Genomic DNA, 20,027 nt, shown 5'->3' with positions numbered 1-20,027 from the left:
GTCAGCGTCAATGATCCACTCCGTAGAGTGAACCGCCAGAGCGCCGCCGCCTGCGTTTCTCTTTCCAAATCAACAATGTCAAAGACCCGAACCGCCCCAGAAACCCGGGAACCGGCCCCACCGTTTAGCGCCCGGTGTCGGCGGAGGCGGCTATCTATCCAACCTCGAATTCCGTGTCAAATCGTTTTTTCAAACTTTCTGAACCGGACCAGCGAGCCCTGGAAATCCAGGAAGCGCCAGCGTGGCGAGCTTCTAGAGAAGCCAACCAAGTCAGTCAAGAAGTTATTTCGAGAAGATCTCAAAATCTCTACTTAGCTAACCCTTCATCGCGCCGCTGAATTCTTGCGAACTCTTGGCGGCGATGATCGGAGCGGCGCTTCTAATGAAGCAACATTCCGAAGTCAACCAACCCTTTTCGACTTTTTCGCGTCACCGGAAACCCGGAAGCGAAGAGACAAAAAGAAGACCCTCAGGGCTGCCGAAGCCGCCCTCGCGGATCCATCATCGAGTCGATTGGAGCGCGGTATCTAGCCAAGCGTCTGGGCCGATGCAAGCTCCCTTTCGGGGGCCGCGTCGTCCGGTCGCGAAGCCGTTCCGAGCGAGGCGTTGATCTAGTCCCCGCCCCGCGCTCTGGCAACCCCCTCGCGACAATATAACGACGCTCTTTTGACGGCGTGGTTAGCGCGGCCTTTAGTGCTGGCTCTCGGGGAGACGCACCACCAGGCCATCGAGGGCGTCGGTCACCTTGATCTGGCACGACAGGCGGCTGTTGGGTTCGACGTTCTCGGCGAAGTCCAGCATCGACTCTTCCATGGCCGACTTGTCGCCCGTCTTATCGAGCCAGGCTTCGTCGACATAGACGTGGCAGGTCGCGCAGGCGCACGCGCCGCCGCAGTCAGCGTCGATGCCCGGCACGTTGTTCTTCACCGCGCCTTCCATGACGGTCAGGCCCGGCTTGACGTCCAGCGCGTGCTCGGTGCCGTCGTGTTCGATGTAGGTGATCTTGGCCATGTGGTTCTCTTGTTCCCCTAGGCGGTCCTAAGCCGCCACTTCCTTCATGGACACCGACGTGTCGGCAAGCTTCTCGACATTCACCGGCGCGCGTTTGGCGATCAACTGCTTGCCGGCCATGAATTCCGGCGGGGCGTTGACCGCTTCCACCGCCTGAAGCAGGTCGCCCTTCAGATGGAAGACCGCGAATTTGGCGGCGGCGACGTCGCCGCGCACCACCTGGCGGTCGGCCTCGAACGGCAGGCCGGCGATCTGGAGCTTCAGGTCGTACTGATCCGACCAGAACCAGGGGACCTCTGGCGCGGGACCAGCCCGGCCGAGAATCGCGGACGCTGCCTGCTTGGCTTGCTCCAGCGCGTTGGGCACGCTCTCCAGGCGGAACTGGCGCTCATAGAGCGGCAGCGGACGGTGCGCGACATCGCCGATCGCGAAGATCGCCGGATCGTCGGTGCGCGCGTCGAGGTCGACGACCACGCCGTTGGCCGTGGCCAGACCCGCGTCCTTGGCCAGCTCGTCATTGGGAATCGCGCCGACCCCGACCAGGGCGACGTCGCACGGCAACACCCGTCCGTCGGAAAGACGGACACCCGAGACGCGCTCGCGTTCGCCTTCGAAGGCCTCGACGCCGGCGTTCAGCTCGAACGCGACACCCCGGGCGCGGTGATAGTCCTGGAAGAAGGTCGACAGAGTCTCGCAGGCGACGCGGGCCAGGACCCGGCTCTCGCGCTCGACCACCACGACCTCGGCGCCGAGCGCCCTGGCCGAGGCGGCCGCCTCCAGTCCGACATAGCCGCCGCCGATGACCGCCAAGCGTTTGCCAGGACCCAGCGCGTGCTTGAGCAACTCCGCGTCGGCCGCGGTGCGCAGGGCCAGGACGCCAGCGAGATCCGCGCCGGGAATCGGCAGCTGACGGGCGCGGGCGCCGGTGGCCAGGATCAGGAAGTCGTAGGAAATGGCCTCGCCCGAGGCGAGGGTCACGGTCTTGGCCGCGCGGTTGACGCGCTCGGCCACGCCCGACAGGCGCAGGAAGACATTGTTCTCGCCGTACCAGTCCGCGGGCTTGAGAGCCAAGGAGTCGGCGTCGGCCTCGCCCTTCAGCCAGGCCTTGGACAGCGGCGGGCGCTGATAGGGCAAGAGCGGCTCGTCGCCGATCAGGACGATCCGACCTTGGTGACCATACTGGCGCAGAAACGCGGCGGCCGAACCACCCGCGTGACCCGCGCCGACGATCACGACGCATGCGTTCTGATTGGCTTCAGCGCTCAATGACGCCCTCCCTTTCGTCAAAAATGACGGTGGCGTCACCTTTTGGCAAGCGCCTTCGACGAGGCGGATATAGAGCGCGTCAAAGAAAGTGTCTGCGGTTTCGCGCCCGGACGCGCTCCTCATACGAAAAGAGCCCGCTAATGCAGGCTCTATGGGGCGGCCCGTTTCCGAAGCCGCCCCAAGCTTGTCTTGCTGACAAGCGCGTCAGACGACGCGCTCGACCATCATCTTCTTGATTTCGGCGATGGCCTTGGCCGGGTTCAGCCCCTTGGGGCAGACCTGGGCGCAGTTCATGATCGTGTGGCAGCGATAGAGCTTGAAGGGATCCTCAAGCGCATCGAGGCGGTCGCCGGTGGCCTCGTCGCGGCTGTCGATCAGCCAGCGGTAGGCGTGCAGCAGGGCCGCCGGGCCCAGATACTTGTCGCCGTTCCACCAGTAGCTGGGGCACGAGGTCGAGCAGCAGGCGCAGAGGATGCACTCATAGAGGCCGTCGAGTTTCTCGCGGTCTTCCGGCGACTGACGCCACTCGGCCTGGGGCTCGGGGGTGTCGGTGTGCAGCCAGGGCTCGATCGAGGCGTACTGGGCGTAGAACAGCGTCAGGTCCGGGATCAGGTCCTTGACCACCGGCATGTGCGGCAGCGGGCTGATCTGGACGGCCTTGCCCGGGACCTCGGCCCAGCCGTGGGTGCAGGCCAGGGTGTTGCGGCCGCCGATGTTCATCGAGCACGAGCCGCAAACGCCTTCCCGGCACGACCGGCGGAAGGCCAGGGTCGGGTCGATGGTGTTCTTGATGTACAGCAGCGCGTCCAGGACCATCGGCCCCACGGCGTCCATGTCGACGTCGTAGGTGTCCCAGCGCGGATTGCCGCCCGTTTCCGGGTCGTAGCGGTAGATCTTGAAGGTCTTGACCTTCTTGGCGCCCGCGGGAGCCGGCCAGTGCTTGCCCGACTTGACCTGCGAGTTCTTGGGGAGCGCGAGTTCGACCATCGTACCCTCAGTAGACCCGTTGCTTCGGCGGGATGTAGGCGATGTCATCGGACATCGTGTAGCTGTGCACCGGGCGGTAATCGATCTTCACCTTGCCGGTGTCGACGTCGAGCCACGCCAGGGTGTGCTTCATCCATTCGGTGTCGTTGCGGTCCGAGAAGTCCTCCCGAGCGTGGGCGCCGCGGCTTTCGGTGCGATTGACCGCCCCGTTCACCGTGACCACCGCCTGGCCGATCAGGTTGTCGAACTCCAGGGTCTCCATCAGGTCCGTGTTCCACACGAGGCCACGGTCGGAAACCTTGATGTCGCTCTTCTTGTCCCAAACGGCCTGAAGACGCTTCACGCCGCTTTCCAGGCTTTCGCCGGTGCGGAACACGGCGGCGTCTTCCTGCATGGCCTTCTGCATCTCGAGGCGCAGCTCGGCGGTGCCGGTCGAGCCCGAGGCGTTGCGGAAGCGATCAAAGCGGGCCAGGTGGGCTTCGGTCTGAGCGTCCTTCAGTTCCGGCTGCTTGGCGCCGGGCTTGAGGATCTCGGCGCAGCGCAGGGCCGCGGCGCGACCGAACACCACCAGATCGATCAGCGAGTTGGAGCCCAGGCGATTGGCGCCGTGCACCGAAACGCAGGCGGCCTCGCCCACGGCCATCAGGCCAGGGATGACCTGGTCGGGGTTGTCGCCGCTCTTGGTGACGACCTCGCCGTGATAGTTCGTTGGGATGCCGCCCATGTTGTAGTGGACGGTCGGCAGCACCGGGATCGGGGCCTTGGTGACGTCGACGCCGGCGAAAACCTTGGCGGTTTCCGAGATGCCGGGCAGGCGCTCGTGCAGGATCTTCGGATCCAGGTGATCCAGGTGCAGGAAGATATGGTCCTTGTTCGGACCCACACCCCGGCCTTCGCGGATTTCGATGGTCATCGCGCGGCTGACCATGTCGCGCGGCGCCAGGTCCTTCACCGACGGGGCGTAGCGCTCCATGAAGCGCTCGCCTTCGGAGTTGGTCAGGTAACCGCCTTCGCCGCGGGCGCCTTCGGTGATCAGGCAGCCGGCGCCGTAGATGCCGGTGGGGTGGAACTGCACGAACTCCATGTCCTGCAGCGGCAGGCCGGCGCGCAGCGCCATGGCGTTGCCGTCGCCCGTGCAGGTGTGGGCCGAGGTCGCCGAGAAGTAGGCGCGGCCGTAACCGCCGGTGGCCAGGATCACCATCTGGGCCTGGAAGCGGTGCAGGGTGCCGTCGTCAAGCTTCCACGCGGTCACGCCGCGGCAGACGCCATCGTCCATGATCAGGTCGAGGGCGAAGTACTCGATGAAGAACTCGGTGTCGTGGGCCAGGGACTGGCCGTACATCGTGTGCAGCATGGCGTGACCGGTCCGGTCGGCCGCCGCGCAGGTGCGCTGGATCGGGCCCTCGCCGAAGTTCTTGGTCATGCCGCCGAAGGCGCGCTGATAGATCTTGCCGTCCGAGGTGCGCGAGAAGGGCACGCCCCAGTGCTCGAGCTCATAGACCGCCGCCGGGGCGTTGCGCGTCAGGTACTCGATCGCGTCCTGGTCGCCCAGCCAGTCCGAGCCCTTGACGGTGTCGAACATGTGCCAGCGCCAATCGTCGTGGCTCATGTTGCCCAGCGAGGCCGAGATACCGCCCTGCGCGGCCACGGTGTGGCTGCGGGTCGGGAACACCTTGGTGATGCAGGCGGTCTTGAGGCCGGCCTGGGCGGCGCCCAGCGCGGCGCGAAGGCCCGAGCCGCCGGCGCCGATGACGACGACGTCGAACTTGTGGTCGATGAACTTGTAGGCCGACATCAATGGGCTCCGGTCACGGTCAGGGCCACCTTCAGGATCGAGAAGATCCCGACGGCGCCAGCCAGCACGCAGACGAACAGATTGCCGATCACCAGGGCCGACTTGCTCGTGAAGCGGTGGATATAGTCTTCGATCACCACCTGGACGGCGTTCGACAGGTGCACGAGCGCCGAAACCAGCAGCAGAAGAAGAAGCACGGCGTTCAGCGGCTGGCCGAGCCAGGCGGCGACCGTGTGCTGGTCCGCGCCGATCAGCTTCAGGGCGCTGTAGACGCCCCACAGGCTCAGGGGCGCCAGGGCCAAGCCCGATACGCGCTCGGTGATGAAGTGCGAGACGCCGTGGTGCGACGAGCCCAGGCCGCGCGCGCGCGACAGCGGCGTGCGGAACTGGATGGGCTGGAAGATATCGTTCTTGCTCATGATCAGAACGCTCCGTTCGCGCCGGCGATGACCCAGGTCACGATCGTCGCCACGACCGCGAAGGCGATCGCCATGGCGCCGGTCATGTCGGCGATGCGCGGCTGGAAGCCCTTGCCCGTGTCCCAGAAGGTCTGGCGGAGCGTGTAGGCGGCGTTGAAGAAGACCGCGAAGGTCTCGCCCAGCAAGACCAGCTTTCCGATCGGCGAGCCCAGCAGGCCAACGTAGCCGGCGTAGGCCTCGGGGCCCGCCGCGAGGGCGGCGGCCCAGCCGGCCAGGATCACGGCGCCGACCCACAGGCCCACCACGCAGGCGCGGTGAAGGATCGAGCAGGCCATCGTGATATGCCAACGCCACACCTGCAGGTGCGGCGACATCGGGCGCTCGGGCAGCCCCCGGCTCGTGTCGGTCATGGGAGGTCCAACCTCAGTAGCCTTTGTGCGTTGCGGGACGCTTTTAAGCTTGGGGACTTAGCTGTCAATTAAACCACGCCTCTTGAGAAACGTTCGCAACCCTGGCGGGGGCTGTTGGGGAACCACCAAGGCGTAGCTTGCGTTAGGCTCCACCAGGGTACGGGGCGGATTGTGCGTCAGATGACTGATCCGATCGATTTTCGCGAGATATTCGATCGCATTCCCTCGCCCTACATGCTGCTGGACCGCGAACTGCGCTACGTCGCGGCCAACGCCGCCTATCTCGAAACGCTCCATAGACGCTGGGAAGACATCGCGGGGGTGAACGTCTTCGACGCCTTTCCGTCTGAAGGCGAGAGCCGCGCCCAGGTCGAGGGCGCGCTGATCCGGGCCCGCGACACCGGCGAAGTGACCGAACTGCCGCTTATCCACTACGCGATCGAAAGACCGGCCCACCTCGGCGGCGGCTTCGAGGACAGGATCTGGAGCGCCACCCATACGCCGATCCCGGACGCGACCGGCGCGACCCGCTACATCCTGCAGCACACCCAGGACGTCACGGCGATCCAGCGCCTGAAGGAGGCCGCCTTCGGCTCGCGCTCGGCGACCATGCTGGGCGACGACGTGCTGCGGCGCGCCGAGACGGTCCAGTCGCAGAGCCGGGAGCTGCGCAACCTGTTCATGCAGGCCCCCAGCTTCATGGCCGTGCTGCGCGGCCCCGACCACGTCTTCGACCTGGCCAACAATACCTATGCTCAATTGATCGGTCACCGTGAGGTCACGGGCCTGCCGTTACGAGTGGCCCTGCCCGAGATCGCCGAGCAGGGCTTCGTCGATCTTCTGGACCGCGTGCTCGCCAGCCGCGAGGCCTTCGTCGGTCGCCGCGTGAAGGTCGCCCTGCGGCGCGAAGCCGGCGCGTCGCTGGAGGAGCGCTATCTCGACTTCGTCTACCAGCCGATCATCGAACCCGACGGGACCGCCTCCGGCGTCTTCGTCGAGGGCGTCGACATGACCGATCATGTCCAGGCCGACGAGCGCCAGCGCCTGCTGCTCGACGAGCTGAACCACCGCGTCAAGAACACTCTGGCCACGGTCCAGGCGATCGCCCAGCAGACCCTGCGCGGCGCCCAAGACTCGGCGACTTTCGCAGAGGCCTTCGAATCGCGCCTCCTGGCCCTGTCCCAGACTCACAACGCCTTGACCGACAGCCATTGGGCGGGGGCGGGCCTTCGGCAGATTCTCGGCCAGGAACTGGGGCCCTACGGCGCCGAGCGCATCTTGATGGAGGGCGAGGACGTCCACCTGCCCGCCCGCGTGGCGTTGTCGCTCGGAATGGTGTTTCACGAGCTGGCCACCAACGCCGCCAAATACGGGGCGCTGTCGACGGCCGGTCGGCTGCGGCTGGTCTGGTCGGTGACCGGCGACGAAAGCCTGGTCTTCGAATGGCGCGAGACCGGCGGACCGGCCGCGCCGCGCCCAAAGCGGCGCGGCTTCGGCTCGCGGCTGATCGAGCGCAGCATCGCCGGGGAGCTGCGGGGCCATATCGCCTTCGAATACGGCGATGACGGCCTGGTGGTCCGGTTCGACGCGCCGCTGACGCGCGCGCTCGACTAGGCCTTCGCGAAGACCGTCAGGGCCAAATGCTGCAGCAGCATGATGGTCTTGGCGTCCCGGATGCGCCCATCGGCGATCATGGCCAGGGCCTCGTCGATCGTCGGCTCCAGGACCTCGATGTCCTCGCCCTCATCGGGATGGCCGCCGCCGTCGCCGATCCGCATCGAGGCGTCGTACTCGGCCACGAAGAAGTGCAGGATCTCGGTGACCGAACCGGGGCTCATGAAGGCTTCGAACACCTTGCGCACATCGTCCAGGCGATAGCCCAGCTCCTCCTCGACCTCGGCGCGGATGCGAACCTCGGGCTCGGCGTCGTCCAGTAGGCCGGCGGCCGCCTCGATCAATAGATCATCGTAGCCGTTGACGAAGGCCGGATAGCGGAACTGCTTGACCAGCAGCACGGTCCGGTTGGCCAGGTTGTACGGCAGCAGCACCGCGCCGTTGCCGCGGTCGTAGTGCTCGCGGCTCTGGGTTTGCCAGGTTCCGTCACGGCGCTTCCAGTCAAAGGTCGTGGTCTTCAGGACGTACCAGTTGTCGGACAGCAGCTTGGTCTCGCGAACGCGGACGCGGTCATGGATGGACATCTATTCTTCCTCAATCGCGGACGCGCGAAACGTAGTCGGCCGAGCGCATTTCCTGCAGGCGGGAGACCGTGCGCTCGAATTCGAAGGCGCCCTCGCCCTCGGGGTACAAGGCCTCGGGCTCGGCCTCGGCCAGGGCCACCAGCTTGGCGTCGGCTTCATAGAGCGCGTCGATCAAGGTGTTGAACCGCTTGGCCGCGTCGCGTCGCGCCGGCGTGAGGCAAGGTACATCCTCGAGGAACACGGTGTGGAAGCGCTCGGCTAGGGCCAGATAGTCCTGGGGCCCCAGCGCTTGCTGGCAAAGACTGGCGAACGAGGCGCGGACCAGGCCGCCCGCCGCGCGCGGCAGGCGCATCTTGCGGCCCAGCACCTCCAGCGTCGCCCCTGTTTCCGGCGCGCCGTCCAGCAGGTCGGCCCAGAGGCGCTCGAACTCGGCCTGGCTATCCTTGTCGATCGGCGCGAGCCAGGTGCGGGCGGCCCGCAGGCGATCCAGGCGGAAGTCGACCGGCCCGCGCACGGCCACGATATCCAAGGCCGACTTCAGCATGTCGATGAACGGTAGGAAGAGCTGGCGGTTCAGCCCGTCCTTGTAGAGATCCTCCGGCGGCCGGTTCGAGGTGGCCACCAAGGTGACGCCTCGCGCGAACAGGGCCTCGAACAATCGGCCCAGGATCATGGCGTCGGCGATGTCGGTGACCTGCAGCTCGTCGAAGCACAGCAGGCGCACGTTCTGGGCGATCAGCTCGGCCGTGGGGGCGATCGGATCGTCGCCTTTCGACTGGCCGAACCGCGCCTTGCGCGCCGCCGCGTCGCCCTTGCGCCAGGCGTCGATGTCGGCGTGGACCTCGGCCATGAAGGCGTGGAAGTGGATTCGCCGCTTCTTGGCGACCGGGGCGCTGTCGAAGAAGAGGTCCATCAGCATGGACTTCCCCCGCCCGACCGGCCCCCACAGATAGACGCCGCGCTGGCTCTTGGGCTTGCGGCCGAACAGCGAGAAGCCGGGCTCGCCGGCGTTGTCGAGGTCGGCCTCCAGGCGGGACAGGGCCTCGACGGCGGCGGCTTGCGCGGCGTCGGGCCGGATTTCGCCCTGGGCCAGGCGCTCGCGATAGGCGGTGCGGAGGGATGTCGGCATCGGGGATTGCGGTTAGCGCGTGCGCGGCGCGGGGGAAAGGGCTTTGCGGCCTCAACATCGCCGGAGCGACGCGCTATGGGGTGGGCATGAACACCCTTTCCCTGCCCGATGAGGCCGCGACCCAGGCGCTGGGTCGTCAGCTCGCGACCGCGCTGCGGTCCGGCGACGCGCTTTGCCTGACCGGCCCGCTGGGCGCTGGCAAGTCGACGCTGGCCCGCGCCCTGATCCGCGCGCTCACGACGCCGGACGAGGAAGTCCCCAGCCCCACCTTCACCCTGGTGCAGTTCTACGAGACGCCAGCCTTCCCGCTGGCGCACTTCGACCTCTATCGCCTCACCGATCCCGACGAGGCCTATGAGATCGGCCTGGACGAGGCGCTGGACGGCGGCGTCGCCCTGATCGAGTGGCCGCAGCGACTGGAAGGGCGTTTGCCGCCGAATCGGCTCGATATAGACATCGCCCTGGACGGCGACGCGCGACGCGCCGCCATCACCGCGCACGGTAGTTTCGAAGGACGTTCCCTTGAGTTCTGAACGTGAAGCGGCCAAGGCCGCGTTCCTGGAAGCCCACGGCTTCGGCGACGTCCGCCGTCAGGCGCTGGGCGGCGACGCCTCGACGCGGAGCTACGAGCGCCTGCATCGCGGCGACCACAGCTTCATCTTCATGGACCAGCCGCCGTCGGTGGAGACCGCGCCCTGCCCGCCGGACGCGACGCCAGAGCAACGCGCGGCGCTAGGTTTCAACGCTCTCTACCGGTTAGCCGCCGGGCGGGTCGACGCCTTCATCGCCTGCGCGGGGTGGTTGAGCGCTCAGGGTCTGTCTGCGCCCAAGGTGCTGGCGGCCGACGCGGCGGCGGGCTTGGCCGTGCTCGAGGACCTGGGCGATGACCTCTACGCCCGCCTCATCGAGGCCGGGACCGACGAGGCGCCGCTCTACGACGCCGCGATCGACGCCTTGCTTGTCATGCACGCCGCGCCGACGACCAAGACGTTGAGCTACGACGGCTCGACCTGGCCACTGCTGACCTATGACGACCTGGCCTTGAAGACCGCCCACGACCTCTTCGTCGAGTGGCAGCCCAAGTTCCGCGACGTGGTCTTCGACGCCGAAGCCCTGTCCGAATGGGAAGCGATCTGGGCGCCGATCCGCGCCAAGGGCGAGGCCGAAGCGACCGTCTTCTGCCATCGCGACTATCACGCCGAGAACCTGATCTGGCTGCCAGAGCGCCAGGGCGCGGCGCGGGTCGGCATGCTGGACTTCCAGGACGCGGTCCTGGCCCATCCGGCCTGGGACCTGTCGATGCTGCTGCACGACGCCCGCCGCACGGTCTCGCCCGAGCGCGAGGCCGCCTGCCTCGACCGCTATCTGAAGGCGCGGCCTGAGCTGGACCGCACGGCCTTCCTGGCGGACTACCACGCGCTGGGCGCGCTCAACATCATCCGGATCCTGGGCATCTTCGCGCGCCTGGTGACCCGCGACGGCAAGCCCCGCTACGCCGACTTCATCCCGCGCCTGTGGGTCTATCTGGACGTCTGCTTCGCCGATCCGGCGCTGGCGGACCTGAAGGCCTGGTTCGACCGCCACGTTCCCGCGGAGACGCGCCGGTGAGCGGCCCTAAAGTCGCGATGGTGCTGGCCGCCGGCCTCGGCACCCGCATGCGCCCCCTCACGGACGACCGCCCCAAGGCCCTGGTGGAGGTCGGCGGTAAGGCGTTGATCGACCACATGTTGGACCGCCTGGCCGCCGCCGGAGTCGAGACCGCCGTGGTCAACGTCCACGCCTTCGCCGATCGGCTGGAGGCGCACCTCAAAGACCGCGTCGCCAAGGGCCTCGCCCCCCGCATCGTCATCTCCGACGAGCGTCCCCAGGCGCTGGAAACCGGCGGCGGCCTCAAGCATGCCCTGCCCCTGCTGGGCGAGGGTCCGGTCTGGGTCGCCAACATCGACTCGGTCTGGATCGAGACCGGCGCCGCCGCCCTCGACGCCATGGTCGCCGCCTGGGACCCGTCCAGCATGGATGTCTGCCTGATGCTGGCTCCGACCGCGACCTCGCTGGGCTTCCACGACAGCGGCGACGTCTTCCTGGAGGCCGACGGCGCGGTGCGCTTCAAGGGCCAGGGCGAGACGGGTCCCTTCGTCTATGTCGGCGTCCACATCTGCGATCCGGCCATCGTCAAGGACGGCCCCGAAGGCCCGTTCTCGCTGACGCCCCTCTGGAAGACCATCGCCGCCCAGGGTCGCGTCCACGGCGTGGCGCCCGACGGCTTCTGGATGCACGTCGGCGATCCAGTCGCCCGCGAGGCGGCGCAGGCGAGGCTTTCCGAAGCATGACCGCGCCGGCCCCCTTCTTCGAACGTGAGGGGCCGCGCTGGTTCTCGATCCCCGCGCACCGGCCGTTCGTCGACGACCTGGCGCGCGGCCTGCTGAATACCTTGGAGCCGCTGGGCCCCGAAGCCCTGCCCCGCGCCACGGTCCTCACCCCGACCCGCCGAGGCGCCCGCGCCCTGGCCGACGCCTTCCTGGCGGTCGGCGGCGGGCGAGCCTTGCTGCTGCCGCAGATCCGTCCCCTCGGCGACCTCGACGAAGGCGAGCCGCCGTTCGAACCCGGCGAACTCGCCATCGACCTGCCGCCGGCCATCGCCTCGCGCCGTCGCCGGTTCGAGCTGGCGCGCCTGGTGGTCGATCACGGCAATCTGCTGTCGTTCAAGCCCGGCCCGGTCCAGGCCCTGGAGCTGGCCAAGGCGCTGTCGGACTTCCTCGACAGCTGCCAGATCGAGGAGATCCAGTTCGAGGACAGGCTGGACGGCCTGGCCGAGGGGGACCTGGCCCAGCACTGGCAGGTCTCGGCCCGGTTCCTGAAGGCAGTGCTGCGCGCCTGGCCCGAGCGGCTGAAGACCCTCGGCCTGATCGACGTCTCCGAGCGCCGGGTCCGCCTGCTGCGCGCCTTGGAGAAGCAGTGGTCGGAGACTCCGCCAACCGAGGTGCTGGTCGCCGCCGGCTCGACTGGCACGGCCCCGGCCACCGCCGACCTGCTGCGCGTCGTCGCCGCCGCGCCCAAGGGCGCCGTGGTCCTGCCCGGCCTCGACGAAGATCTGGCCGACAGCGCCTGGGACCGGATCGAGGGCAGCCAGGGCGAGCAGCACCCGCAGGGCGCCATGAAGCGTCTGCTCGACAGGGCGGGCGTCAAGCGCGGCGACGTCCGCGCTTGGGTCCCGGACGCCGACAGCCGGGGCCGCTGGCGTCGGCGGATCGTCAACGAAGCCCTGCGTCCGGCCGAGGCCACCGCCGACTGGCTGGCCCAGATCGCATCTCTCCGCGCCGAGGCGCCCGACCTCGATCCGATCGCGGAGGGGCTGATGGGCTTTTCGGTCATCGCCGCCCGCGCCGAGGAGGAGGCCGCCGGCGCCTGCGCCTTGCTGCTGCGCGAGGCGCTGGAGACGCCGGACAAGACCGCCGCCCTCGTGACGCCTGACCAGACCCTGGCTCGTCGGGTGATGACGCGCCTGCAGCGCTGGGGCGTGATCCCCGACAGCTCGGCCGGCGCGCCCCTGGCCGCCGCCGGTTCGGCGATCCTGGCCTTGCACTTCGCGCGCCTCGTCGAAGAGCCGCTGAACCCGGTGCGCCTGCTGGCCGTGGCCAAGCATCCGCTCGTGCTGGGCGAGGACGAGGCGCTGGCCGCCGCCCTGCTGGAACGCAAGGGCCTGCGCGGCGCCGCGCCAAGCTCTGTCGAGGTTCTGCGGGCGCGGCTGAAGGACACCCCCGAGGCGCTCGCCCTCTGTGACCGGGTGCTGGCCGCCGTCGACCACGCCGCCAGCCCCTATGCCGACGGCTTCGCCCGCCCCTGCCACGCGGCCAAGGCCCTGGTCGAGGCGCTGGAAGGCCTGATCGCGCCCGCCCGTCTCTGGGCCGGCGGCGCGGGCGAGTGCCTGGGCGCGTTGATGGCCGCCCTGATCCAGGACGGCGAGCCGCTGCCCGACGCCTCGCCCCAGGCTTTCGCCGACATCCTCGACCGGCTGGTCAACGAGGAGACGGTCCGCGTCGGCGGCGCCACCCACCCGCGCCTGCGCATCCTGGGGGCCATCGAGGCTCGCCTGGTGCGCGCCGACCGCCTGGTGCTGGCGGGGCTGGAGGAAGGCGTCTGGCCGCAAGGCGCGCCAATCGACCCGTTCCTGTCGCGGCCTATGCGTTCGCGCCTCGGCCTGCCGCCGCCCGAGCGCCGCGTGGGCCTGACCGCCCACGACTTCGCCCAGGCCGCCAGCGCGCCCGACGTGGTGCTGGTCCACTGCGAGCGGCGCGGCGGCGCGCCGGCCGTCGAGTCGCGCTGGCTGTGGCGACTGAAGACCCTGGCCGCCGGGGCGGGTCTCGCCCTGCCCCGCCGCGACGACGTTCTGGACTGGGTCCGCGCCCTCGACGCGCCCGAGCCCTATTCGCCGATCAAGCGCCCCGAACCGCGGCCGCCGGTCGAGGATCGTCCGCGCAAGATGGCCGTCACGCGCGTCGAGGCCCTGACCCGCGACCCCTATGCCGTCTGGGCCCGCGATATCCTGAAGCTCTACCCGCTGGAGCGCCCCGACGAGCCGGTCGAGGCCCGCGCGCGCGGCACGGCCATCCACGCGGCCTTCGAAAAGTTCGCCGAGACCTATCCCGACGCGGTGCCGGCAGACGCGGCCGCCGTTTTCGAGCGGTTCTATATCGAGGCCCTGGTCGGCGCCGGCATGCCGCCGACGGCCCTGACCCGCGAGAGGGCCCTGGCCCGCGAGGCCGCCCAGTGGGTCGCCGACTGGGAGCGCCATCGCCGCGCCGGCGCGCGCAAGATCGTCGTCGAGGCCGAGGGTAAGCTGGAGCTCTCGATCAACGGCCGTCCCTTCACCCTGACCGCCAAGGCCGACCGCATCGAGCCGACGCCGGACGGAACAGCCCACATCCTCGACTACAAGACCGGCGCCGCGCCCTCGCAGAAACAGGTCGACACCGGCTTCTCGCCCCAGCTGACCCTGACGGCGGCGATCCTGATGAACGGCGGCTTCCCGGACCTGGGGAGCCCCACGCCCGGCGAGCTGACCTATGTCCGCGTCACCGGACGACGCCCCGCCGGCGAGGAGCAGGTTCGCGCCCTGCCCAACGGCGAGAGCGAGGAGGCCGCGCGCAAGGCGATGGACGGCCTCGTCAAGCTGATCGCCCGCTATGACGATCCCGACGAGCCCTACCGCTCGCGGGTCGCGCCCCAGTTCGTCAAGGAGCACCCCGGCGACTACGCCCACCTGGCGCGGGTGTTCGAATGGTCGACCAGCGGCGACGACGGAGAGGGCGAATGATCGACCCTCAGCGCATCGCCGCCGATCCGGCGATCTCGGCCTTCGTCACGGCCAACGCGGGCTCGGGCAAGACCAAGACCCTGATCGACCGGGTCGCGCGCCTGCTGCTGGCCAAGGTGCCGCCCGAAGCGATCCTGTGCGTCACCTACACCAAGGCCGCCGCCGCCGAGATGCAGCGGCGCCTGTTCGAGCGCCTGGGCAAATGGTCGGTGACCAGCGACGCCGACCTGCGCGCCGAGCTGGCCAAGCTGGTCGGCGAGAGTGACGACGTCTACGACGCCCGGCGCCTGTCCGAGGCCCGCGCCCTGTTCGCCCAGGCGCTGGAAACGCCCGGCGGCCTGAAGATCCAGACCATCCACGCCTTCTGCGAGAAGCTGCTGCGGCGTTTCCCGCTGGAGGCCGGGGTTTCGCCCGGCTTCACGGTCATGGACGACCAGGCCGGCGCCGCCATCGCCCGCGCCGCTCGCCGGTCGGTGGCCGCCCGGGTCGACACGCACGACGACGCGTTCTCGCAGGCCTATGCGCGCTTCTCGGTGGCGCTGGACTTCCAGAGCTTCGAGGCGATGTTCGCCGGGTTCGAGGCCCGGCGCGGCCAGATCGTGGCCTATGTTCAGCGTTGCGGCGGCCTGGCCGAGGCGATCGCCGACGCCTGGACGCGCTGCGGCTTCGACGCGCCGACCTCGGCCGAGGACCTGGCCGCCAAGGCCATGGCGCGCCTCGACCTCGGCGCCTGGCGCGCGGCGGCCACGGTGCTCTTCGACGGCGGCGGCAAGCAGGACGCCAAATACGCCGAGGCTTTGGCGGCCGTCGCCCGCGATCCGGACGCCACGCTGGAGTTGGCCCTGCGCGCCCTGTTCACCGAGGGTGGAGAGGGCACGCCCGCGACCTGGCCGGCCAAGACCTCGGGCCTGAAGAGCCGCGAGGACCTGCGCGAGGCCCTGCTTCTGGAGCAGGCCAAGCTGGAATCCGCCCGAGAACAGGTCCGCGCCGCGAAGGTGGCCGAGGACACCCAGAACGCCCTGCTGCTGGCCGGCCTCTATATCGAGCGCCACATGGCCGAGAAGGAGGCCCGCGGGGCGCTCGACTTCACCGACCTGATCGACAAGACCCGCGTCCTGCTGACCGAGAAGGTCGAGGCCGCCTGGGTGCTCTACAAGCTGGATGGCGGCGTCGATCACATCCTGCTGGACGAGGCCCAGGACACCGCCCCCGAGCAGTGGGAGATCCTGCGCGCCCTGACCGCCGACTTCTTCGCGGGCGCGACCTCGGAGGGCTGGAGCGGCCGCCGGGCCGAGCGCACCCTGTTCATCGTCGGCGACGAAAAGCAGTCGATCTATTCATTCCAGGGCGCGGACCCGACGCGCCTGCTGGAAGAGACCCAAGGCTATATCGCCCGGATCGAGGCGGTCGGCGCCGTCGGAAAGGGCGTGCCGCTGACCGTGTCGTACCGCTCGACCCGCGAGGTCTTGAGCTTCGTCGACGCCCTATTCTCCGATCCCGAGACGCGCGAGGGCGTGCCGCCGCCGGTGGGCCAGGACCTGGTCCGCCACGAGCTTTTCCGCCGCGGCCACCCCGGCTGCGTGGATCTCTGGCCGCTGACCCGCGAGCTGCCCGGCGAGGAGCGCGAGGCCTGGGAAGCGCCGCTGGACGCGGAGGGCGAGCGCAGCGCCAACCGACGCCTGGCCGAAGCCATCGCCGCCGAGACCGCCGCGATTCTCAAGCGTGGCGACGCGGTGTTCGACAAGGAGCTGGGCCGCCACCGCGCCGCCCACGCCGGCGACATTCTGGTCCTGGTCCGCCGCCGCAAGGTGCTGTTCGAGGAGATCATCCGCGCCTTGAAGCGGCGCGGGGTGCCCGTGGCCGGCGCCGACCGCCTGTCGCTGTCCAGCCACATCGCCTTCGAAGACCTGCTGGCCCTGGGCCGCTTCATCCTGTTCCCGGACGACGACCTCACGTTGGCGGCGCTGTTGAAAGCGCCGTTCTGCGGGCTCTCGGACGACGATATCTACGCCCTCGCCAAGGGTCGCCGCGCCACGCTGTGGACCGAGCTCCAGCGTCGATCCAAGGAGCGCACCGAATGGGCGGCCGCGCGGGCCGTGCTGGATTGGGCCCTGTTGGAAGGCCGCCGCCGGCAACCGTTCGAATTCTTCGCCGCCTGGCTGGGCCTCGCTGACGCCGCCGGACGCTCGCACCGCGCCAAGGTGCTGACCCGCCTGGGCGCGGAGGCCGAAGAAGCGCTCGACGAGTTCCTGGCCCAGGTGATGGAGGCCGAGCAACGCGGCGTCCGCGACCTCGAGGCCCTGGTCGCCGACTTCGCGGCCCTCGACATCATCGTCAAACGCGAGATGGAGGGCGCGCGCCGCGAGGTGCGGGTGATGACCGCCCACGGCTCCAAGGGCCTGGAGGCGCCGATCGTCTTCCTGCCCGAAACCACGGTGAAGCGCGGAGCCGGCGGCTCGCCGCTGCTGGTGACGGAGGATGGCGGGCTCCTGTGGTGCGCCAGCGGCAAGGGCGACTGCGAGGCCTCGGCCAAGGCCCGTCGGCTGCGCGAGGACAAGGAAAGCCAGGAGGCGCTGCGCCTGCTGTACGTGGCCCTGACCCGGGCGCGTGACCGGCTGATCCTGTGCGGCCGCATCGACGCGCGGACCAAGGACGACAAGGTCGGCGGCTGGTACGCGGCCGTCCGCGCCGCCTTCGCCCATGCCGACATCGCCCCGCACGTGCGCACCCTCGGCGAGGACGAGACCGCCTTCCTGCGCTACGGCCTCGATCCGGAACCCGCGCCGCGCGCCGAGGAGGAGGTCCGCGTCCCCGCCGCCGCGCCGGCCTGGATGGCCCACGCCGCGCCGCCCGAACCGGCGGCCGCCCGCTACGCCGCGCCGTCGCGGATCGAGGACAACGCCCGGGTTCCCGCGCCTTCGCCCTTGGCGCGCGTCGCGGGCCTGGGCCGATATCGGCGGGGCGAGCTGGTCCACAAGCTGCTGCAGATCCTGCCCGACTTGGCGCCCGCCCAACGTCCGGCCGCCGCGCGGCGGCTGCTCGCCGCCGAGCGCGACCTGACCGACGACCAGCGCGAGGAGATGGCCGCGGCCGCCTTCGGCGTTCTGGACGACGCGCGGTTCTCCGCGGTGTTCGGCCCCGGCTCGCGGGCCGAGGTGGCGCTGGCCGGAACCAGCACCCATCTGCCCAAGGGCCTGGCCGTCTCGGGCCGCGTCGACCGGCTGGTGGTGGACGAAGTCCGCGTCCTGGTCGTCGATTACAAGACCAACCGCCCCTCGCCCGACCGCATCGAGGACGCCGATCCGGCCTATCTGGCCCAGATGGCGGTCTACGCGGCGGTGCTGCGCGAGGTGTTTCCGGGCCGCGCGATCGAGGCGGCGCTGGTCTGGACGGATGGTCCGAAGCTGATGCCGGTTCCAGAAAAGGTGATGGCGCAGGCGCTGGCCAGGCTGGCTTAATCCCGTTGCCGGACGCGCCCTGGCCCCCTACATCTTTGAGCAACCGCCCGGAGCGACTCCGGGTAATTTGGAATTTGATCGCGTCCTCCGCGCCGGAAACCGCCGCGCGACGCCAGACTGGAGCAAGCCATGAGCACCGTTGCGGTGACCGACGCCACCTTCGAAGCTGACGTCCTGAAGGCCAGCAAGCCCGTGCTGGTCGACTTCTGGGCCGAGTGGTGCGGTCCCTGTAAGCAGATCGCCCCGGCGCTGGAGCAGCTTTCGGAAGAGCTGGCCGACGTCGTGACCATCGCCAAGGTCAATATCGAGGACAGCCCGACGACCCCGTCGCGCTACGGCGTTCGCGGCATCCCGACCATGATGCTGTTCCGCGACGGCCAGATGACCTCGATGAAGGTCGGCGCCATGCCCAAGCAGAAGATCCTGGAATGGCTGAACGAAGCCGGCGTCCAGGCGGCCTAAGCGGTCTTATTCCGCTGAATTGAAGACGCCCGCTCCGGTTTTCGGGGCGGGCGTTTTTCGTGGTCCCTATTTCTTGGGCGTCACGATGAACGGCGAGACCGAGACCGGCGGGGCCTTCTTCTCGGCCTTCGGTTTGCGGATTTCCTTGTTCGACTTCTTCTGACCCTTGGCCATCGGCGGTTCCTGCCAGGGCGGGCGCGCTCGCCGAGGATGTCCAGCGGGCCGTGCCGCCCTATCGGCGTGCCTCAGCCTTACGCGTTTAGGTCGGCCACGTCTCGGGGCTCATCGCCAGCACCTCGCCGGCCAGGTACAGCGAGCCGCAGATCAGAACGTGCGGCGTCGGCTCCATGTGAAGCGCGCGACTCAGCGCGTCCTCGACGCCGTCGCAGGCGGCGGCGCGCAGGCCGGCCAGTTCGGCGGCTGCGGCGGTCTCGGCGGCGCTGGCGGCGGCGTGGCCCTCGAAGGTCACGGCGAAAACCTTGGCCGCCACGCCTCGGAAGGGCGTGAAGAAACCGGTCGCGTCCTTGTTGGCCAGCAGGCCTGAAACCAGCGCCACGGGGCGGCCATCGCGGGCGGCGAGATCGGCGACGGCGCGCGCCACCGCGCGGCCGGCGTGGGGGTTATGGCCCCCGTCCAGCCAGAGATCGGCGCCGGCCGCCTTGGCGCGCTCGGCCAACGGGCCGGCGGTCAGGCGCTGGAAACGGGCGGGCCAGACGGCGCTGGCGATCCCCCGCCCCATGGCCGCCTCGTCGATGCGCGAATCGCCGAGCGCCAGCAGGGCGGCGACGGCGAGGCCGGCGTTGGCGAACTGATGCTCGCCGGGAAGCGACGGCGCGGGCAGGTCCAACAGGCGGTCCTGCATCTGCACCAGAAGCCGCCCCCGCTCGCCCCAAGCGTCGACGTCGCGGCCCATCAGGGTCAGCTCGACCCCGGCCAGGGCGGCCGTGGTCTCCAGCACGTCCTCGGCCTCGGCGTGCTGGCGGGCCGAGACCACCGGGGCGTCCGGCTTGATGATCCCAGCCTTCTCGACGGCGATCTGGGCGATCGTGTCGCCGAGGAACTCGCGATGATCGATGTCGATCGGGGCGATGACGCTGACCGCCGGACGCTGAATGACGTTGGTGGCGTCGAGAATGCCGCCCAACCCGACCTCGACGATACAGAGATCGGCCGGGACCTCGGCGAAGGCGACGAAGGCGGCGGCGGTGGTGATCTCGAAGAAGGTGATCGGATTGCCCGCGTTGGCCTGCTCGACCCGATCCAGCACATCGGCCAGGTGGTCGTCGGTGATCAGGGTCCCGGCCAGGCGGATGCGCTCGGAGAATCGGACCAGATGCGGCGAGGTGAAGACGTGGACCCTCAGGCCCGCCGCCTCGGCCATGGCGCGCAGGTAGGCGACCGTCGAGCCCTTGCCGTTGGTGCCGGCGACATGGATCACCGGCGGCAGGCGGTCCTGCGGATCGCCCAAGGCGGCGCAAAGCCGCCGCATCCGGTCCAGCGACAGGTCGATCAGCTTGGGATGCAGCGCCTTCAACCGCTCAAGGGCGGCGTCGTGGTCGCGGAGGTGGTCGCTCACAC

Annotated in this window: 17 protein-coding genes; 7 read left to right on the top strand and 10 right to left on the bottom strand. The window is 69.3% G+C overall.

What is annotated here, in order from left to right:
- Window positions 1-690: 690 nt before the first annotated feature.
- The 6 genes from J2728_RS15880 to sdhC all read right to left on the bottom strand — a co-directional run bounded on the left by J2728_RS15880 (window position 691) and on the right by sdhC (window position 5,888).
- On the bottom strand, window positions 691-1,011 hold the full coding sequence (locus tag J2728_RS15880; RefSeq protein WP_013077360.1) for a 2Fe-2S iron-sulfur cluster-binding protein: 321 nt from the start codon (window positions 1,009-1,011) through the stop codon (window positions 691-693).
- A gap of 27 nt (window positions 1,012-1,038) precedes the next feature.
- Window positions 1,039-2,277, bottom strand: a complete 1,239-nt coding sequence (locus J2728_RS15875; RefSeq protein ID WP_310000657.1) for an NAD(P)/FAD-dependent oxidoreductase — start codon at window positions 2,275-2,277, stop codon at window positions 1,039-1,041.
- A gap of 204 nt (window positions 2,278-2,481) precedes the next feature.
- Window positions 2,482-3,264, bottom strand: a complete 783-nt coding sequence (locus tag J2728_RS15870; protein WP_013077358.1) for a succinate dehydrogenase iron-sulfur subunit — start codon at window positions 3,262-3,264, stop codon at window positions 2,482-2,484.
- Between the two features lie 7 nt (window positions 3,265-3,271).
- Window positions 3,272-5,059 carry a succinate dehydrogenase flavoprotein subunit gene (sdhA, locus tag J2728_RS15865; RefSeq protein WP_310000654.1) on the bottom strand — a complete coding sequence of 596 codons (1,788 nt, stop codon included), beginning with the start codon at window positions 5,057-5,059 and terminating at the stop codon, window positions 3,272-3,274.
- Window positions 5,059-5,514, bottom strand: a complete 456-nt coding sequence (gene sdhD / locus J2728_RS15860) for a succinate dehydrogenase, hydrophobic membrane anchor protein (protein WP_310000683.1) — start codon at window positions 5,512-5,514, stop codon at window positions 5,059-5,061. Before sdhD ends, sdhA begins: the two co-directional genes overlap by 1 nt.
- Window positions 5,481-5,888 carry a succinate dehydrogenase, cytochrome b556 subunit gene (gene sdhC / locus J2728_RS15855; protein WP_310000652.1) on the bottom strand — a complete coding sequence of 136 codons (408 nt, stop codon included), beginning with the start codon at window positions 5,886-5,888 and terminating at the stop codon, window positions 5,481-5,483. Before sdhC ends, sdhD begins: the two co-directional genes overlap by 34 nt.
- Window positions 5,889-6,068: 180 nt before the next feature.
- Between sdhC and J2728_RS15850 the strand changes: the two genes are divergently transcribed.
- A complete protein-coding gene (locus J2728_RS15850) occupies window positions 6,069-7,502 on the top strand; it encodes a sensor histidine kinase (RefSeq protein WP_310000651.1) in 1,434 nt (477 codons plus the stop codon).
- On the opposite strand, the gene J2728_RS15845 is transcribed toward J2728_RS15850, so the two are convergent.
- A complete protein-coding gene (locus tag J2728_RS15845; protein ID WP_310000650.1) occupies window positions 7,499-8,086 on the bottom strand; it encodes an NUDIX hydrolase in 588 nt (195 codons plus the stop codon). The two genes, J2728_RS15850 and J2728_RS15845, sit on opposite strands and share 4 nt — an antisense overlap.
- Window positions 8,087-8,096: 10 nt before the next feature.
- Entirely contained in the window at window positions 8,097-9,215 is a 1,119-nt protein-coding gene (zapE, locus tag J2728_RS15840) for a cell division protein ZapE (protein WP_310000648.1), read from the bottom strand.
- An 86-nt stretch (window positions 9,216-9,301) separates the two neighbouring features.
- Between zapE and tsaE the strand changes: the two genes are divergently transcribed.
- From tsaE to trxA, 6 genes are all read left to right on the top strand, one after another.
- Entirely contained in the window at window positions 9,302-9,748 is a 447-nt protein-coding gene (gene tsaE, locus J2728_RS15835; RefSeq protein WP_310000646.1) for a tRNA (adenosine(37)-N6)-threonylcarbamoyltransferase complex ATPase subunit type 1 TsaE, read from the top strand.
- Window positions 9,738-10,823 (top strand): N-acetylmuramate/N-acetylglucosamine kinase AmgK, encoded by a 1,086-nt coding sequence (gene amgK, locus J2728_RS15830; protein ID WP_310000644.1) that lies wholly within the window; start codon window positions 9,738-9,740, stop codon window positions 10,821-10,823. Before tsaE ends, amgK begins: the two co-directional genes overlap by 11 nt.
- A gap of 17 nt (window positions 10,824-10,840) precedes the next feature.
- The gene (gene murU / locus J2728_RS15825; protein WP_310000681.1) at window positions 10,841-11,545 is read left to right on the top strand and encodes an N-acetylmuramate alpha-1-phosphate uridylyltransferase MurU; all 705 of its coding nucleotides are present in this window, start codon (window positions 10,841-10,843) and stop codon (window positions 11,543-11,545) included.
- On the top strand, window positions 11,542-14,529 hold the full coding sequence (addB, locus tag J2728_RS15820; RefSeq protein WP_310000643.1) for a double-strand break repair protein AddB: 2,988 nt from the start codon (window positions 11,542-11,544) through the stop codon (window positions 14,527-14,529). Before murU ends, addB begins: the two co-directional genes overlap by 4 nt.
- On the top strand, window positions 14,526-17,987 hold the full coding sequence (addA, locus tag J2728_RS15815) for a double-strand break repair helicase AddA (protein ID WP_310000641.1): 3,462 nt from the start codon (window positions 14,526-14,528) through the stop codon (window positions 17,985-17,987). The genes addB and addA overlap by 4 nt, the downstream gene beginning before the upstream one ends.
- A gap of 129 nt (window positions 17,988-18,116) precedes the next feature.
- Entirely contained in the window at window positions 18,117-18,449 is a 333-nt protein-coding gene (gene trxA / locus J2728_RS15810; protein WP_066686019.1) for a thioredoxin, read from the top strand.
- Window positions 18,450-18,515: 66 nt separating this feature from the next.
- Here the strand turns inward: trxA and J2728_RS15805 are convergent, their stop codons facing one another.
- Both J2728_RS15805 and J2728_RS15800 read right to left on the bottom strand, forming a co-directional pair.
- Window positions 18,516-18,623 carry a hypothetical protein gene (locus J2728_RS15805; RefSeq protein WP_004617960.1) on the bottom strand — a complete coding sequence of 36 codons (108 nt, stop codon included), beginning with the start codon at window positions 18,621-18,623 and terminating at the stop codon, window positions 18,516-18,518.
- Window positions 18,624-18,708: 85 nt separating this feature from the next.
- Window positions 18,709-20,025 (bottom strand): bifunctional folylpolyglutamate synthase/dihydrofolate synthase, encoded by a 1,317-nt coding sequence (locus J2728_RS15800; RefSeq protein WP_310000638.1) that lies wholly within the window; start codon window positions 20,023-20,025, stop codon window positions 18,709-18,711.
- Between the last annotated feature and the right edge of the window lie 2 nt (window positions 20,026-20,027).

It is taken from the genome of Caulobacter segnis (assembly GCF_031454995.1).
Lineage (GTDB): Bacteria > Pseudomonadota > Alphaproteobacteria > Caulobacterales > Caulobacteraceae > Caulobacter > Caulobacter segnis_E.
Note: the sequence above shows the minus strand (reverse complement) of the source record. Positions and strands in the feature narration are given on the sequence as shown.